The organism is Methylobacterium sp. GXS13 (assembly GCF_001455965.1).
GTDB lineage: Bacteria > Pseudomonadota > Alphaproteobacteria > Rhizobiales > Beijerinckiaceae > Methylobacterium.
Window position 1 is genome coordinate 69,178 of record NZ_LKKO01000069.1, and the last position, 15,811, is coordinate 84,988.

The following is a 15,811-nucleotide window of genomic DNA, read 5'->3' on the forward strand; positions in this document are numbered from 1 at the left end:
CCGCCAGCTCCACGCATTCCGTGGCCCGTCCAGCGGGGTCAAGCTTCGGATTTCCGGGCCATGCGCTCCAGTGCCTCGAACATCGGCTCCAGCGCGTCCACGTCGAGCTGGTGGAAGCCCAGGGTCCGGCCCATGATAACCCCCAGGATCGCGAAGAACAGGACGGAGCCCTCACCGGGGTATGCGCTGTTCATCGCCGCGAGCCGGTCAAGCTGGTCGGCGACGAAGGCCCGGTAATCGTTCAGGGCCTCGGGCGACTCGACCGAGGCCAGGAGCAGCGCTCGGGAGGATTCTTCGTCGTCGCAATAATGCGACCGGACATGCGCCACCATGGCCATCGGCAGCTGCGCCGGTCCGGGCGGGATCTCGGCCTCGCAGGCGGCGATCTCCATGCGCAGCTCCGAGAGCTTTCGCGCCACGAGGGCCAGGATCAGCGCGTCCTTGGAGGCGTAGTGATGCAGCACGCCACCCTTGCTCAAGCCTGCCTCGGTCGCAACGGCGTCGATGGTCAGCGCCCGTGCCCCCCCCTTGCGCAGCACCGCGTCGGCCGCCTCCAGAATGATCTCCGGCCGTTCCGCCAGCCGCTGCCGTTTCACGCGCATGGGTCACCGTTCTAGAAACCGACTGGACGGTATGTAAGCGATCAAGTAGGAACGCGTCACGTGGCCGGATCCCGCTCCGCCGCGATGGTCGCCCGCAAGATCCGTATGACCTGTCATCGATACACAGCCGTGGTGGTGGCGACGATCGCCCTCACATCGGCGGCCCGGGGCGCCGAACCCGCGGTGGCGCCGGACACGGCTCTGGCACGCGTCCGCGTGGTCGAGGCCCGGCGCACGCCGGCCGGCGCCGAGGTCGTGCTCACCGGCGACATCCAGGCTCAGGCGCAGGTCAACGTCTCGTTCCGCACGAACGGCAAGGTCGCCGAGCGCCGGGTCGAGGTCGGCGATCACATCGCGGCCGATCAGGTCCTGGCCGTATTGGAGCCGCTGACCCAGCGGGCCAATCTCGACACCGCCAAGGCCGCCCTGGCCTCCGCTGAAGCGCTGCTGACCCAGGCAAAGATGGCCTTCGAGCGCCAGAAGCAGCTGCTGGCAGGTGGCTACACGACGCGGCCAAGCTACGACAATGCCGAGCAGGAGCTGCGCACCACCCAGGCCGCGGTCGATTCGGCCAAGGCGGCAATCGGAACAGCTCAGGAGCAGTTCTCCTATACGGAGTTGCGGGCCGGCGTGTCCGGGATCGTCACGAGCCGCAGCGTCGAGGTCGGCCAAGTGGTCCAAGCTGGTCAGACCGTTCTGGTGCTCGCCCAGGACGGGCCGCGGGACGCGGTTTTCAACGTCTACGAATCGCTGACCGCGCGACCACCGGGCGACAAGACCATCACCGTCTCGCTGCAAGCGAATCCGGCGATCACGGCGCGCGGAACCGTGCGCGAGGTCTCGCCGACGGTGGATGCGTCGAGCGGCACGGTCCGGGTCAAGATTGGCCTGGAGCAGACGCCCCCGGCCATGGGGCTCGGCGCCGTCGTCATCGGCCACGGGCGCTTCGCGCCGCACGAAGCGGTGATCCTGCCCTGGTCGGCACTGTATCGCTACGACGGTCACCCGGCGGTCTGGGTTTATGATGCCGGACGCCGGACCGTATCGGTCCGCACCGTCGAAATCGACCGGTACGGGCCAGACGTCATCGCCTTGAAGAGCGGCGTCGAGCCGGGCGAGCGCGTCGTCATTGCGGGAATCCAATTTTTGCGTCCGGGGCAGGAGGTTGCCGCCGCCCTCGTTGGAGGCAACCCATGAGGGCGCGCGCGGTTCTGGCGAGCACGACACTCGCGCTCGCACTCGGCGGCTGCGACGGCCATGGCGATGCGCCCAAGGAAGCGACAGCCCCCGTGCGACCGGTCCTGACGCAGGTGGCCGTGCCCAGCGACAGCATCGCGTTCGGCCCCTTCGCAGGCACGATCGAGCCCCGCTACCAGTCGCAACTCGGCTTTCAGATTCCTGGCCGGATGGTGGCGCGCGACGTGACCGTCGGCGACATCGTCAAGAAGGGTCAGCGCCTGGCCGCCCTGGACACCGTGGTGACGCGCTTCGACCTGACCCGGGCCGAAGCCGATCTCGCCGATGCGCGAGCACAGACCGAGAATGCAGAGGCCGCCGAGGTGCGCGCCCGGCGTCTCATGGCGGGGAACAACGTCTCGCAATCCACTCTCGATCAGGCGGTGGCCAAGCGTGACACCGCCCGGGCGCGGCTCGATCAGGCCGCAGCGAGCCTTCAGAAGGCCCGGGATCAGATGGGCTATACCGAGCTGAAGGCCGAGTTCGACGGTGTCGTCACCCAGCGCCTCGCCGAGATCGGACAGGTGCTGAGCGCCGGCCAGGGGGTCGTCACCGTCGCACGGCCGGAGATCCGCGAAGCGGTGGTCGATATCCCGGAGCAGTATGTCGGCGCCCTGCCGGCGGACGGAGTGTTCACGGTGGCGCTCCAGAGCGCGCCCGAACTGACGGCCAGGGGCCGCGTCCGTGAGATCGCGCCGCTTGCCGAGGCCGGGACGCGCTCCCGGCGCATTCGCATCACCCTGGAGGATCCCGGACCCGCCTTCCGGCTCGGAGCGACCATCGATGTGTCGCTGATGCGCAAGGTCCCGCGCCGCTTCCTCCTGCCGGACTCCGCGCTGCTCCAAGACGGCGAGCGCCGCTCGATCTGGATCGTCGCCGCGGACGGCAAGTCGGTGGTGCGCCGCGACGTGACGCCGGCCTCCGCCCCGGAGGGAGACGAGGGCGGGCGCATCGCCATCAGCGCGGGTCTCGCGCCGGGCGAGCGGATCGTCGTGGCAGGCGTCCACACCCTGCGCGAAGGCCAGGCCGTGCGCCTGACCGACGACGCCCGTTGAGCCGGTCGGAGGAGGGCTTCCCGTGAAGGATTTCAATCTCTCCGATTGGGCGCTCGGGCATCGCTCGTTCGTCTGGTTCCTGATGGCGGTCTCGCTGGTGGCGGGCGTGATGGCCTATAGCCGCCTCGGCCGCGAGGAAGACCCACCGTTCACGATCAAGACCGTGGTCGTCCAGACGACATGGCCGGGTGCCACGATCAGGGACACGATCGATCAGGTCACGGACCGCGTCGAGAAGGAGCTGCAGCAGCTCAACGGCCTGGACTATGTTCGCAGTTACACGACGCCGGGCTCATCGACGGTGTTCGTGCAGTTCCGCGATACGCTGAAGAAATCCGACGTGCAGCCGGCTTTCTACCAGGTCCGCAAGCGCCTCGGCGACATCAAGGGCCAGTTCCCGGACGGCGTGCAGGGCCCGTTCTTCAATGACGAGTTCGGCGACGTCTACGGCAACATCTACGCCTTCACCGCCGACGGCCTGACATACCGGCAGCTGCGCGACTACGTCGAGGGCGTGCGCACCGAGGTCCTGCGGGTGCCCGACATCGGCAAGACCCAGTTGATCGGCACTCAGGCCGAGACGATCTATCTCGACTTCTCGACCCGCAAGCTCGCGGGCTACGGGATCGACTTCCAGGCGTTGATCAAGGCGCTTCAGGCGCAGAACGCCGTCTCCGCCTCCGGGGTGGTGCAGGCCGGGCCGGAGCGCGTCTCCCTGCGGGTAAGCGGCTCCTTTACCTCGGAAGCCTCACTTCAGGACGTGAACCTGCGGGTCAACGACCGCTTCTTCCGGCTGGCCGACATCGCCGAGATCAGCCGCGGCTACGAGGATCCGCCCGCCCCGATGTTCCGGGTCAACGGCGAGCCCGCCATCGGCCTCGCCATCGCCATGCGGCCGGGCGCCAACCTGCTGCATGTCGGCGAGGCCCTGAAGGATCAGATGCGGCGGATCGAGGCGACGCTGCCGGTGGGCGTGGGCGTCCACCTGATCTCGGACCAGCCCAAGCAAGTCGAGCACGCGGTTGGCGGATTCACCGAGGCGCTGGTCGAGGCCGTCGTGATCGTACTCGCCGTCAGCTTCGTGAGCCTCGGCGTTCGAGCCGGGTTGGTGGTCTCGGTCTCGATCCCCCTCGTGCTGGCGATCGTCTTCGTCGTCATGCAGATGATGGACGTAACGCTGCAGCGCATCTCGCTCGGTGCTCTGATCATCGCGCTCGGCCTGCTGGTCGATGACGCCATGATCACGGTCGAGATGATGGTTGCGCGGCTGGAGCAGGGCGACACGCTCCGGAAGGCGGCGACCTTCGCCTACACCTCGACGGCCTTCCCCATGCTCACCGGCACCCTGGTGACGGTGGCGGGCTTCCTGCCGATCGGCTTCAACGGCTCGGGAGCCGGCGAGTACACCTACTCGCTGTTTGTGGTGCTGGCCGCCTCGCTGCTGGTCTCCTGGGTGGTGGCCGTGCTGTTCGCGCCCCTGATCGGCGTCACGCTTCTGCCGAAGACCGTGAAGCACCATGCCGAGAAGCGCGGGTTCCTCACCCGAATGTTCCTGGCGGTACTCAAAGTCGCCATGGCCTGGCGCTGGACAACGGTCGCGCTCTGCCTCGCCCTGATGGCGGCGGCGATCGTCGGCATGGGCCACGTCCAGCAACAGTTCTTCCCGTCGTCCGATCGCTCGGAGGTGCTGGTCGACCTGACGCTGCCGCAGAACGCCACCATCGCCGAGACCAAGGCGCAGATGGACCGGTTCGAGGCCAAGCTGAAGGACGACCCGGACGTGGCGAGTTGGTCGTCCTATGTCGGCCAGGGCGCGGTGCGCTTCTACCTCCCCCTCGACCAGCAGCTCTCCAACGCGTTCTACGGCCAGATCGTCGTCGTCACGAAGTCTCTCGAGGTTCGCGACCAGGTCATGGCCCACCTCCAGGCGATCGGAAAGCGCGACTTCGTCGGCACGGACGTGCTGGTCCAGCCTTTGAGTCTCGGGCCGCCGGTGGGCCGACCGGTCCAGTACCGGCTGAGCGGCGCGAACATGGAAACGGTCCGCCGCCTCGCCCTCGACCTCGCCAATGTGGTTGCCACGGACCGCCGGCTCGACGTGCCAACCTTCGACTGGAACGAGCCCGGGAAGGTCCTGCGGGTCGAGATCCTTCAGGACAAGGCACGCCAGCTCGGCGTGACCAGCCAGGACATCGCCGGCATCCTCAACGGGATCGAGGGCGGCCAGGCGATCACGCAGGTGCGGGACTCGATCTACCTCGTGAACGTCGTCGGGCGGGCGCGGGCCGCCGAGCGCTCGTCGCTCGATACCCTGCAATCCTTGCAGGTCGGCCTGGCCAACGGTTCGGTGGTGCCGCTGCTCTCCTTTGCGCGGATCGGCTACGACCTCGAGCAGCCGATCGTCTGGCGGCGCAACCGGCTTGCGACGGTGACGGTGCGTGCCACGATCCGCGACACCACCCAGCCCGCCACCATCGTGACCGCCCTGCAGCCGGGGATCGACGCGTTCGCCAAGGCGCTACCCGAGGGCTACACCCTGGAGACCGGCGGCGCCGTCGAGGAATCGGCCAAGGGTCAAGGCCCGATCGCCGCGGTGGTGCCGGTGATGCTGCTCACGATGGCGCTTCTCCTCATGGTCCAGCTCCAGAGCGTCGGCCGGATGCTCCTCGTCTTCACGGTGGCGCCCCTCGGGCTGATCGGCGTCGTCCCGGCCCTGCTGCTGTTCGACAAGCCGATGGGCTTCGTTGCCATCCTCGGCATCCTGGCCCTGATCGGGATCATCATCCGCAACGCGGTGATCCTGGTGAGCCAGATCGAGGAGTTCCGGGCCGAGGGCATGGCGCCCTGGGATGCGGTCTACGAGGCGACCCATCACCGGATGCGGCCGATCCTGCTCACCGCCGCCGCGGCGAGCCTCGGCCTGATCCCGATCGCCCGCGAGGTATTTTGGGGACCCATGGCCTTCGCCATGATCGGCGGCATCCTGGCGGCAACGTTCCTGACGCTGCTGTTCCTGCCTGCGCTCTACGTCGGCTGCTACCGGATCCGTCCGGAGAGCCGTGACCCGGTTCCGGCGCAGCCCGCCTGAGCGACCGGCGACACCGATCGCAGCGTGGTTCCACGCTGCGATGAGCGGTCGGCCCGCCCCTCCGCCCCCTCAGGGCGGGCCGACCGTGATTCCTCTCGTCGGGCACGTCGTGCCGCAGGCCGAAACTCCCGGCTGTCCTCGCGCGTAAGCGAGACCAGAACCGAGGAACTCCGCCCGCATGAACGCCTTCATCGCCGTCGTCCTGGTCTGCGCCAACGGTCTCGCCCAGGAGGCCTGCACCGATGCCGAGGCGCTGGAGGTGCGCAAGGTCCGCGTGGCCAACGAGCTCGGCTGTGCCACCGGCTGGCAGGAGATCATCGCCCGCACCGAACGGCGCGAGGAGATCGGCAAGTCTGCCTACCTCAAGACCGAATGCCGCCGGGTGAAGGAGCCGCAGTGACCGCGCGGAGCAGGGCGCCGCTACGTGTCGTACTTGATATAGGCGAAGCGCGGATCGGACGGCGTGCCGTCCAGACCCTGGCCCTCCAGGGCCGGCTGCCAGGCCACGACCTCCTCGATCTTCTTGGCGAGGGCGAAATCCTTCTCGGTGATGCCCTTGGCCGCGTGGTTCATCAGCCTGACCTCGACCCAGGCATAGGAAGCGGTGATGTCGGGATGGTGCCAGGCGGCCTCGGCGAGGTGGCCGACCGTGTTGATCACCATGAGCGTGCCTTTCCAGCCCGCCGTCTTGTAGGTGCGGCGGATCCAGCCCTCCTCCAGCCGCCATTGCGGCAGCTCGGCCTTCAGCCGCGCCTCCACCGCCGCCTCGTCCAGAACGCCCTCGCGCCGCTCGCTCATTCGCCTCGTCCCCTGCGTCTTGGTATCGGAAGGCGAGGGTGCCCGCGCAGCCGGCGGCACGCAAGCGCGCAGCGGCATCCGGCACGGTGGACGGCGTGTCGCGCGAGCCCTATGACCTTTTTCCAATGGCGTTAGGACAAGTCCACGCCCAAGTCTGCTGTCTTCGAAGACCGCGCAATACGATGGGAGAAGGCGTGATGCTGTCACGGCGCGCAATGCTCGCCGGCGGCCTGCTCGGCGGCCTCGGCCTGCGGGCAGCGCGGGCGGACGTGCCGGTGATCCGCCTCGGGAGCCTGCCGTTCGGCACCTCGACCTGGGAAGCGGCGGTGATCAAGGCCCGCGGCCTCGATACCGCCAACGGCTTCCAGCTCGACGCAGTCAAGCTCGCCGGCAACGACGCGGCGCGGATCAGCTTCATCGGCGGCCAGGTCGACACGATCATCGGCGACCTGCTCTGGGCGGCGCGGCTGGGCAACGACGGCCAGGCGGTGCGCTTCATCCCGTACTCGACCTCGGAGGGCGCCGTGATGGTGCCGGCCGACAGCCCGATCAAGAGCCTGAAAGACCTCGACGGCAAGCGCTTCGGCGTCGCGGGCGGCCCGCTCGACAAAAACTGGCTGCTCCTGCGGGCGCAGGCCAAGGACGCCGCCGGGATCGACCTGGAGCACGCAGCCGAGATCGCCTACGGCGCGCCGCCGTTGATCACTCTGAAGCTGGAGCAGGGCGCCCTAGACGCGGCGCTGACCTACTGGACCTATTGCGCCCGGCTTGAGGCCAAGGGCTTCCGCCGTCTGGTCGGCGCCGAGGACATCATGCACGCGCTGGGCGTCGCCGGCGACGTCTCCCTGATCGGCTACCTGTTCCAGGACGTTACCGTGAAGGAGAAGCCCGAGGCGGTGGCCGGGTTCGCGCGGGCGTCCCGCGCCGCCAAGGAGATGCTGGCGGTCGATCCCAGCGCCTGGGAGATCGTGCGCCCGCTGATGGCGGCCGAGAACGACGCGACCTTCGAGGCGCTGAAGCGCGACTTCCTGGCCGGCATCCCGCGACGCCCGGTGGCGGCGGAGCGCGTCGATGCCGAGAAGCTCTACGCCGTGATGTCCCGCCTCGGCGGTCCCCGCTTGGTCGGCAAGGGCTCCGGCTTGCCGCCGGACCTCTACTACGACAACGGCCGCAATGGTTGAGCGGCCGGTCAGGCTGCCCCCAATGTCGTGGCTTCGGATCGCCGGGACCGCATGGGCGCGCTGACCCGCATCGCGTCCCTCGTCGTGCTCGTCGCCGCCTGGCAAGTCGCCGCGCTGGAAGCCGGGTCGCGCCTGCTGCCGGCGCCGATGGCGGTGCTGCACTTCATCATCCAGGAGGCCGAGCGGGGCGACCTCGCGCACAATGTCGGGGTGACGCTGCTGCGGGTTGCGATCTCCTTCGCGGTGGCGATGGTCCTTGGGATCCTGCTCGGCGTCGCCCTCGGCCGCTCGAAGGCCGCCGATGCGACCCTCGACACCCCCCTCCTCGTCCTCCTCAACACGCCGGCCCTGGTGATCACCGTGCTGGCCTATGTCTGGGTCGGGCTGACCGAGACCGCCGCGATCCTGGCGGTGGTGCTCAACAAGCTGCCGAACGTCGCGGTGATCGTGCGCGAGGGCGCACGCAATCTCGATCCCGGCCTCGACGAGATGGCCCGCGCCTACCGGTTCGACCAGCGCACTTGGGTGCTGGACGTGCTGGTGCCGCAGCTCCAGCCCTACGTGGTCACGGCGGCGCGCTCCGGCCTGTCGCTCGCCTGGAAGATCGTCCTGGTGGTCGAGTTGCTCGGACGGCCCGACGGCGTCGGCTTCGCAATCAACTACTACTTCGTCCAGAGCACCGACGTGGCGGCGATCATCGGCTACAGCCTCGTGTTCATGACCGTGATGATCGGCATCGACGTCCTCCTCCTGCAGCGGCTCGAAGCCCATGTCCGCCGCTGGCGCTGAACCGGTTCTCCAGATCGCGATCGCCGCCAAGCGGTATCGGTCCAAGGGCGCCGAGCCGGTGGAGGCGGTCCGCGATCTCAGCTTCGGCGTCGGCGCCGGCGAGATCGTCTGCCTGATCGGGCCGTCCGGTGCCGGCAAGACTACGACCCTGCGGATCCTGCTCGGCCTCGACACGGATTTCGAGGGCCGGGTATCCGGCGCCGATCACGCCGGCATGGTGTTCCAGGAGCCGCGGCTGCTGCCCTGGCGCAGCGTCGAGCACAATGTCCGGCTGGGGCTGCCGCGGGCGCGGCGCGGACGCGATCTCGACGGCCTGTTCGCCCAGCTCGGCCTGACGCCTTGGCGCGGCAGCTACCCGAAGGCGCTGTCGCTCGGGATGCAGCGGCGGGTGGCGCTCGCCCGCGCGCTTGCCGACGCACCCCGGGTGCTGGTGCTCGACGAGCCCTTCGTCTCCCTGGACGATACCGCCGCGGCCGAGCTGCGCGGGCTGGTGGTTGACACGGTCGACGCCGCCGGGATGAGCGTCCTGATGGTGACCCACAACGTCACTGAGGCGATCGGCATCGCCGACCGGCTGCTGCTGGTCTCGAAGCGACCCGCGACCCTCATGGCAGACGTGACCCTCGACCGCCCGCGCGGGCAGCGCGACCGCGCCTGGGCGGAGGCGACCCGGGCCGCGCTGGCAGCGCAGCATCCCGGGATCATCGCAGAATAGCCTGCACCTCCTGACCGGCAGCAGGCGGCTCTTTTCGAGGGCTCAATTCGCCTTGGCTTCGACGTCGATCCGATCGAGCAGGGCTGCCGGCGAGCGGGCCGCGCCGATATCGATGAAGCCGATGCCGGCGGGCTCCTTGGACTTGGCGTGCAGTACGAGCTTGCCAGGCTTCATTACGAACTGGCCCATCGCTGCACCGATACCCTTGGCGGCTGCGGTGTTGCCGAGGATCACGGGGACGCCGAGCAGGCTGGCGGTCACGTATTCCTTGCGCAATTCATCGGGCTTGAGGCTCAGGTCCTTCGACTGGGCTGCGAGGAAGCGTTCGAACAGACCCGCATTTTCGATCGTGAGATCGAGACTCTTCGCACTGCCGGTGAACATCACCATCGTCGTGGCCGGCAGGGTGCCACTGAACAGTTCCGGTCCGATGCCGCCCAGCGTGCCGGCAAGCCGTACCGTTCCGATGTCGCGGCCCGAGATCGTAACATCGCGCAGGGACAGGTCGCGTGCCTTCCCGTCCAGCGCCGCGTCGGCCACCACGTCGAGATCCAGGTCCCGGTAGCCGTAGGCCGGCAGCGCGCCGACGATTGGCACACCGGCCACGAGATCGGCGGGCAGGCTTAGGCCCGAGAGGGTAAGGCGGCTGGCGCTCGGCACGCCGTCCTGCGGCGGCCCGAACGACAGGGCGGCCTCGCGCAGGGCGACCCGGCGGGTGGATGTCGGCGTGATCGTGACCGCGAGTGGGTCGCCGGGCTTGGGGGCCGGCGCCTTGGCGTCCGCCGGCTTGGCCTGGGAGGGCTTGCCGGACGCAGCCGCACGGGGGGCTGGGCGCGGGTCCTGCGGCGGGGGCTTCGGAAGCTCGGCGTCGGATGGCAGGTCGATGCTGAGATCGGCCAGGGTCAGGCCGCCCAGGGCCGGCGTCAGGCGGCGCATCTCGGCATCACTGAAGCCGGGCCGAGGCTCGGGTTCGGCAGCGAAACTGCGCAAGGCCGCGATCGTCGGCGCCAGCGAGACGTTGGCGAGCGCGAGGCGCCCGAGATGCGCGCGCAGGCTGCCGCGCGACACGGTCATGTTCTCCAGGACCGTGCCGGAATCCGGGCCGGTAGCGTAGGTCGCCCGCCCGATCTCGAACAGGACAGGCCCTTGCGGATCGGCATTACTGACGCTCAGACTCTGCATGTTGAGGCTGCCGAGGGCGGTCGCCTCGATCAGGTCGGCGGCGGCCGCCGCGAAGGTCCGCCGGTCGTGGGGCGGCTGGAAGCTCGCGGCGACGATCTCGAAGGCGCCGTTCCAGCCGTCCGGAACCTGCCGGCCACCGAGATCGCGGCCGTCCAGGCGCGCGATCTTCACAGTGGTGCCGCGGGCGTCCGAATAAATCACATCCGCGACTTGGATCGTGCCGTAGACCCGCTGCACCGGCCCCTTGCCGTCACCCGGAACCGTGTAGAGGCGGCTCAGTGCCGCGAGATCGAGGTCGGTCGCCCGGACCTGGCCATACGTGCCGTTGCCACGGTTCGGGCCCGCCGCCGCGCTCACCGTCGCGCCCGCGGCGGTCAGTTCCCGGACGCGGCCGGACTTCACGTCACGGGCGACCACGTGCCGGTAGGTCACGGTCTGGCGGTCGTCGCCCGGGCCGGCATGTTCGGACGTCAAGACCGGAATGGTCAGGCTGCCGGCGTCGAGGCGTGCCAGCCGGGTCTCCCAGGGCTCGGTGGAATCCGACTTCAGGATCGCCGCGAGCTCATCCTTGGAGAGACGCGTGCCGCTCGCCGTCAGCTTCGGCGCCCGGAGCAGCGTGCCACCCAGCGGCAGCATGACGTCCGTGACCGTGACGTCCTGGACGGCGGCGGCACCTTCCTGGGCCGCCAGCGGGGCGGGTAACCCTATCCCGGTGAGGTAGGCGAGGGCGCAGGTCGCGGCCAAAGCCGACCGGAGGCGGGATCGGGCCTTCGGATGGATCATGGGATGGTCCGGATCACGGCGCAGGCGGGGTCGCCGCATGGGTGCCGCGTTTTGCCGGTCGAAGCAATTGAACATGCGACGCAGGGGCCCTGAGCCGGCTCCAGTGTCGTAGACGCGCAACGGCCCCGGAAGCGGGACCGCTGCGGCCGTTCAAAGCGAGAACGAGGTGCCGCAGCCGCAGGAGGCGGTCGCCAACGGGTTCTCGATCTTGAAGGACTGGCCGATCAGATCGTTGACGAAGTCGATGGTCGAGCCGGACATGTATTCCAGCGAGACTGGATCGACGATCACGGTGGCGCCGTCGCGCTCGATCGCAAAGTCCTGGGCTTCCCGGGACCGGGCGATGTCGAACGCGTAGGAGAATCCAGAGCAGCCGCCGCCGTTGACGCTGATGCGCAGCGACGAGCCCGGGGGCTCCGCGCCCATGATCTCGTTGATGCGCTTGGCGGCGCGGGGGGTCAGGGTGATCTCAGCCATTTGTGCTTTGGCCACGCAAGTGTTCGGTGGACGGCATCGCTCGGCCGTTGCCGAGCCCGCCTCAGCCCACAAGATATGGGTTCGAGGCCCGCGCCGCAACGCGCCGGGCGAGGAGGGGTCATGATCGGGCTGCGTGAGATCGAGAGCAGGCGCCGTGCGTCCGAACGGTGAGCGCTGGCGGGCGCCCAGCGCCACGGATCCGTCGCAGACGCGCGGACGGCTGATTGTCGAAGATTCGTCGCCGACCCGCAGCGATTTCCAGCGCGACCGCGATCGGATCATCCATTCGACGGCGTTCCGCCGCCTGAAGCACAAGACACAGGTCTTCGTGCATCACGAAGGCGACCATTACCGCACGCGCCTGACCCACACCCTAGAGGTGAGCCAGATCGCCCGGGCGCTCGCCCGCGCGCTGGGCCTCGACGAGGATCTGGCCGAAGCCTTGGCGTTGAGCCACGACCTCGGGCACACCTGCTTCGGGCATACCGGCGAGGACGCCCTCGACGCCTGCATGGCGGCCCATGGCGGGTTCGACCATAATGCCCAGGCCCTGCGGATCGTCACCCGGCTCGAGCGGCGCTACGCCGGATTCGACGGCCTCAACCTCGCCTGGGAAACCCTGGAGGGGCTGGTGAAGCACAACGGGCCGCTGCTCGCCCGGGACGGGCAGCCGACCGCGCGCTACATCGAGCGCGGCATCCCGGCGGCGATCCTCGAATACGACGCCCAGAACCCGCTCGACCTGTGGAGCCAGGCCGGCCCGGAGGCGCAGGCTGCGTCGCTGGCCGACGACATCGCTTATGCGGCCCACGATCTCGACGACGGCCTGCGGGCCGGCCTGTTCGATATCCCTGAGCTGCGCGCAGTTCCGTTCCTGGCCGACCTTTTGGATGAAATCGACCGTCTCCATCCGGGCCTCGAACCGTCCCGGGTGATCCACGAACTCGCCCGGCGGGTGATCACCCGCTTCGTGGAGGACGTGATCCGTGAGGGCGGCCGCCGCATCGCCGGGCTCGATCCGAAGAATGTCGAGGACATCCGCCACGCCGCCGAGCCGGTCATCGTGTTCTCGCCGGCGATCGTGGAGGCCGATGCCGAGATCATGCGCTTCCTCTGGGCGCGGATGTACCGGCACCCGGGGGTGGTGGCCGTGCGCAGGAAGGCTGACACCATCGTCAACGACCTGTTTTCGGCCTTCTCGGCCGCGCCGTCGCGGATGCCGGAGGAATGGAGTGCCGGTTTGGCCGACGCCCCGGAGGGCCGTATCGCCCGGCGAGTCGCCGACTACATCGCCGGCATGACCGACACCTACGCGGTGCTGGCCCATCGCAAGCTCTACCCGACCACGCCCGATCTCTACTGGGAGCTGCCGAGCCGTGGCCTGCCCCTGACCGAACCTTGATGTCCGGCCAGGGATTTCGGCGATCAGCAGCCGCAGCCGCAGGTAAAGCTGCCGTAGCAGCCCGAGCCGTAACCGCCGTACCCGCCGCCATAGGCGGCCGGGTAGGCGTAATCGTAGCCGCCATAGGCAGCGGGGTAGCCATACCCATAACCGCCTCCATAGCCGCCATAGAGGCTTCCCGCTGCGAGGCCGAGGCCCAGCCCGGCGCCGGCGCCGGCCAGCCCGTAGCCGAGTCCGCGGCCGTAGCCGCCGCGGTATCCGTAGCCGCGACCATACCCGTAGCCGCGGCCGTAGACGCCACGCCCGGCGAAGCCGCCGTGATATCCGCCGTAGCCGCCGTGGAAGCCGCCGCCCCGGAAGCCGCGCGCTTCAGCGCTTGGCGCCGCCATAGCCACCGCGCAGAGCGCAGCGCCCGCCATCATCAATGTCTTCATGAAGATCTCCCCGATCGAGAATTTTGCGATCGGGGAGATCACATAGACTCACGTCGGCCAAGACAAGATGCGCTGCTGGGCGTCGGTAGTCATCGCGTGGGGATAAACTGCCCTCATTCGATCGAATGCGGATTCGTTTTTCGGCGCGGTTAACGCCGGCTTTGGGCGCTCCGCGGCCCGCTAACGCTGCCGCGCCGTGACACCCTCCCGCCCCCTTGCTAGACGGCTCCGAGCGGGCGCAGGCCGAGACGGCCGGGCGGCAGCATCCCCCGCACGAGCGAGACCGAGACCGATGAACATCTTCGCCCTGTTCGAGGTGCGTGTGCGCGAGGCCGTGGAGGCCCTGACCCGCGCCGGCCAGCTGCCGGAGGGCCTCGACCTCGGCGGCGGCGGCGTCGAGCCGCCGCGCGATCCTTCCCACGGGGACCTCGCCACCAATGCAGCTTTGGTCCTGGCGAAGGAAGCGCGAACCAACCCGAAGGCGCTCGGCGAGGCGCTGGCCGCCGAGCTGCGCACCGATCCGCGGATCCTGGAGGCGAGCGTTGCAGGCCCGGGCTTCATCAACCTGCGCTTGGCCCCCGGAATCTTCCACGACGTGATCCGCGGCGCACTCGCAGATCCCGAGAACTTTGGCCGCGCGCAGCTGCAGGGCGGGCCGATCAACGTCGAGTATGTCTCGGCCAATCCCACCGGCCCGATGCATGTCGGCCATGGCCGCGGCGCGGTGTTCGGCGATGCCCTGTGCAATCTCCTGGTCGCGGCCGGGCGGCAGGTGACGCGGGAATATTACATCAACGATGCGGGCGCCCAGGTCGATGTGCTGGCCCGCTCGGCCTACCAGCGCTACCGGGAGGCTCTGGGCGAGCCCTTCGCCATCGCCGAGGGGCTCTATCCGGGCGACTATCTCAAGCCCGTCGGCGCCAAGCTCGCGGAGACCCATGGCCGCGCGCTCCTCGACCAGCCGGAGGCCGCGTGGCTGCCGGTGGTCCGCGAGATCGCGCTCGGCATGATGATGGACATGATCCGGTCCGATCTGGCGGCGATCGGCATCCGGCACGACGTGTTCTTCTCAGAACGGACGCTTCTTCAGAGCGGCGCCGTGAAGGCGCTCCTTCAGGAGTTGCGCGAGAGAGGCCTCGTCTACGAGGGCCGTCTGCCGCCGCCCAAGGGACAGCTGCCCGAGGATTGGGAGGACCGCGAGCAGACGCTGTTCCGCACCCAGGAATTCGGCGACGACACCGACAGGCCGCTGCTCAAGTCGGACGGATCCTACACCTACTTCGCCTCGGACATCGCCTATCACCGGGCGAAGTATCTCGCGGGCGCCACCGAGTTGATCGACGTGCTCGGCGCCGACCATGGCGGCTACGTCAAGCGCATGCAGGCGGCGGTGAAGGCGGTGAGCGACGGCAAGGCGACGCTGGACGTGAAGCTCTGCCAGCTGGTGCGGCTGTTGCGCGCGGGCGAGCCCGTGAAGATGTCCAAGCGGGCGGGCGAGTTCGTGACCCTGCGCGACGTGATCGACGAGGTCGGTCGCGACGCGATCCGGTTCATGATGCTCTACCGGAAGAACGACGCGACGCTCGATTTCGATCTCGCCAAGGTGGTCGAGCAGTCGAAGGACAACCCGGTCTTCTATGTCCAGTACGCCCATGCCCGGGTCCGCTCGGTGCAACGGCAGGCGCGCGAGGCTTTCTCTGGCGCCGACCTTTCGCCGGCAGCGTTGCTGCGCGAGGCCGATTTCGACCTCCTGACCGATCCCGGCGAGGTCGAGGTGATGCGGCTGGTCGCCCAGTATCCCCGCGTCCTGGAGTCGGCGGCCGTGGCGCACGAGCCGCACAGGATCGCGTTCCACCTCTATGAAATGGCTGCCGCCCTTCATACTTTATGGAACAAGGGCAAAGACTTGCCGCAATTACGGTTTGTTAATGCAACCGACCGAAAGTCGACCTGGGCGCGGCTGGCGCTCGTCGAGGCTCTCCGGAGTACGCTCGCTGCCGGCCTCGCGGTTCTCGGTGTGAACGCGCCGGACGAGATGCGATAGGCTCGATGTGCATCGGGCCGGTGAT

At 68.8% G+C, this 15,811-nt stretch carries 14 protein-coding genes; 9 read left to right on the forward strand and 5 right to left on the reverse strand.

Features of this window, described 5'->3' with window-relative positions; all coding sequences use genetic code 11:
* Positions 1-38: 38 nt before the first annotated feature.
* A complete protein-coding gene (locus AO398_RS22575; RefSeq protein WP_058194417.1) occupies positions 39-602 on the reverse strand; it encodes a TetR/AcrR family transcriptional regulator in 564 nt (187 codons plus the stop codon).
* A gap of 105 nt (positions 603-707) precedes the next feature.
* Here AO398_RS22575 and AO398_RS22580 point away from each other — a divergent pair, with 105 nt between their 5' ends.
* From AO398_RS22580 to AO398_RS22595, 4 genes are all read left to right on the forward strand, one after another.
* The gene (locus AO398_RS22580; RefSeq protein WP_152997622.1) at positions 708-1,799 is read left to right on the forward strand and encodes an efflux RND transporter periplasmic adaptor subunit; all 1,092 of its coding nucleotides are present in this window, start codon (positions 708-710) and stop codon (positions 1,797-1,799) included.
* Positions 1,796-2,893, forward strand: a complete 1,098-nt coding sequence (locus AO398_RS22585; RefSeq protein WP_058194419.1) for an efflux RND transporter periplasmic adaptor subunit — start codon at positions 1,796-1,798, stop codon at positions 2,891-2,893. The genes AO398_RS22580 and AO398_RS22585 overlap by 4 nt, the downstream gene beginning before the upstream one ends.
* A gap of 22 nt (positions 2,894-2,915) precedes the next feature.
* Complete coding sequence (locus AO398_RS22590) at positions 2,916-5,981, forward strand: efflux RND transporter permease subunit (RefSeq protein WP_058194420.1); 3,066 nt, start codon at positions 2,916-2,918, stop codon at positions 5,979-5,981.
* Between the two features lie 178 nt (positions 5,982-6,159).
* The gene (locus AO398_RS22595) at positions 6,160-6,381 is read left to right on the forward strand and encodes a hypothetical protein (RefSeq protein WP_058194421.1); all 222 of its coding nucleotides are present in this window, start codon (positions 6,160-6,162) and stop codon (positions 6,379-6,381) included.
* A gap of 20 nt (positions 6,382-6,401) precedes the next feature.
* On the opposite strand, the gene AO398_RS22600 is transcribed toward AO398_RS22595, so the two are convergent.
* The gene (locus AO398_RS22600; RefSeq protein WP_058194422.1) at positions 6,402-6,779 is read right to left on the reverse strand and encodes a 4a-hydroxytetrahydrobiopterin dehydratase; all 378 of its coding nucleotides are present in this window, start codon (positions 6,777-6,779) and stop codon (positions 6,402-6,404) included.
* Positions 6,780-6,976: 197 nt separating this feature from the next.
* On the opposite strand from AO398_RS22600, the gene AO398_RS22605 reads away from it, so the two are divergent.
* Genes AO398_RS22605 through AO398_RS22615 form a run of 3 tightly spaced genes read left to right on the forward strand, consistent with a single transcriptional unit; the run spans position 6,977 to position 9,464 of the window.
* Positions 6,977-7,960, forward strand: coding sequence for an ABC transporter substrate-binding protein (locus AO398_RS22605; protein WP_058194423.1), 984 nt, complete (start codon positions 6,977-6,979; stop codon positions 7,958-7,960).
* A gap of 51 nt (positions 7,961-8,011) precedes the next feature.
* On the forward strand, positions 8,012-8,749 hold the full coding sequence (locus tag AO398_RS22610; RefSeq protein ID WP_058194424.1) for an ABC transporter permease subunit: 738 nt from the start codon (positions 8,012-8,014) through the stop codon (positions 8,747-8,749).
* A complete protein-coding gene (locus tag AO398_RS22615; RefSeq protein ID WP_058194425.1) occupies positions 8,730-9,464 on the forward strand; it encodes an ATP-binding cassette domain-containing protein in 735 nt (244 codons plus the stop codon). The genes AO398_RS22610 and AO398_RS22615 overlap by 20 nt, the downstream gene beginning before the upstream one ends.
* A gap of 42 nt (positions 9,465-9,506) precedes the next feature.
* Here the strand turns inward: AO398_RS22615 and AO398_RS22620 are convergent, their stop codons facing one another.
* Positions 9,507-11,429, reverse strand: a complete 1,923-nt coding sequence (locus tag AO398_RS22620) for a hypothetical protein (RefSeq protein WP_058194515.1) — start codon at positions 11,427-11,429, stop codon at positions 9,507-9,509.
* Positions 11,430-11,579: 150 nt separating this feature from the next.
* Positions 11,580-11,906 carry an iron-sulfur cluster assembly accessory protein gene (locus tag AO398_RS22625; protein ID WP_058194426.1) on the reverse strand — a complete coding sequence of 109 codons (327 nt, stop codon included), beginning with the start codon at positions 11,904-11,906 and terminating at the stop codon, positions 11,580-11,582.
* Positions 11,907-12,060: 154 nt separating this feature from the next.
* On the opposite strand from AO398_RS22625, the gene AO398_RS22630 reads away from it, so the two are divergent.
* The gene (locus AO398_RS22630) at positions 12,061-13,308 is read left to right on the forward strand and encodes a deoxyguanosinetriphosphate triphosphohydrolase (protein WP_058194427.1); all 1,248 of its coding nucleotides are present in this window, start codon (positions 12,061-12,063) and stop codon (positions 13,306-13,308) included.
* A gap of 23 nt (positions 13,309-13,331) precedes the next feature.
* Here AO398_RS22630 and AO398_RS22635 read toward each other — a convergent pair whose 3' ends face one another.
* The gene (locus tag AO398_RS22635; protein ID WP_058194516.1) at positions 13,332-13,742 is read right to left on the reverse strand and encodes a hypothetical protein; all 411 of its coding nucleotides are present in this window, start codon (positions 13,740-13,742) and stop codon (positions 13,332-13,334) included.
* Between the two features lie 292 nt (positions 13,743-14,034).
* Between AO398_RS22635 and argS the strand changes: the two genes are divergently transcribed.
* Positions 14,035-15,786, forward strand: coding sequence for an arginine--tRNA ligase (gene argS, locus AO398_RS22640; protein WP_058194428.1), 1,752 nt, complete (start codon positions 14,035-14,037; stop codon positions 15,784-15,786).
* The last annotated feature ends 25 nt before the right edge of the window (positions 15,787-15,811 follow it).

Coding starts and splice junctions, on each gene's coding strand:
- AO398_RS22600 (WP_058194422.1), bottom strand. CDS start 6,779: ATGAGCGAGCGGCGCGAGGGCGTTCTGGACGAGGCGGCGGTGGAGGCG.
- AO398_RS22635 (WP_058194516.1), bottom strand. CDS start 13,742: ATGAAGACATTGATGATGGCGGGCGCTGCGCTCTGCGCGGTGGCTATG.
- AO398_RS22585 (WP_058194419.1), top strand. CDS start 1,796: ATGAGGGCGCGCGCGGTTCTGGCGAGCACGACACTCGCGCTCGCACTC.
- AO398_RS22595 (WP_058194421.1), top strand. CDS start 6,160: ATGAACGCCTTCATCGCCGTCGTCCTGGTCTGCGCCAACGGTCTCGCC.
- argS (WP_058194428.1), top strand. CDS start 14,035: ATGAACATCTTCGCCCTGTTCGAGGTGCGTGTGCGCGAGGCCGTGGAG.
- AO398_RS22580 (WP_152997622.1), top strand. CDS start 708: ATGACCTGTCATCGATACACAGCCGTGGTGGTGGCGACGATCGCCCTC.
- AO398_RS22620 (WP_058194515.1), bottom strand. CDS start 11,429: ATGATCCATCCGAAGGCCCGATCCCGCCTCCGGTCGGCTTTGGCCGCG.
- AO398_RS22605 (WP_058194423.1), top strand. CDS start 6,977: ATGCTGTCACGGCGCGCAATGCTCGCCGGCGGCCTGCTCGGCGGCCTC.
- AO398_RS22575 (WP_058194417.1), bottom strand. CDS start 602: ATGCGCGTGAAACGGCAGCGGCTGGCGGAACGGCCGGAGATCATTCTG.
- AO398_RS22615 (WP_058194425.1), top strand. CDS start 8,730: ATGTCCGCCGCTGGCGCTGAACCGGTTCTCCAGATCGCGATCGCCGCC.
- AO398_RS22610 (WP_058194424.1), top strand. CDS start 8,012: ATGGGCGCGCTGACCCGCATCGCGTCCCTCGTCGTGCTCGTCGCCGCC.
- AO398_RS22625 (WP_058194426.1), bottom strand. CDS start 11,906: ATGGCTGAGATCACCCTGACCCCCCGCGCCGCCAAGCGCATCAACGAG.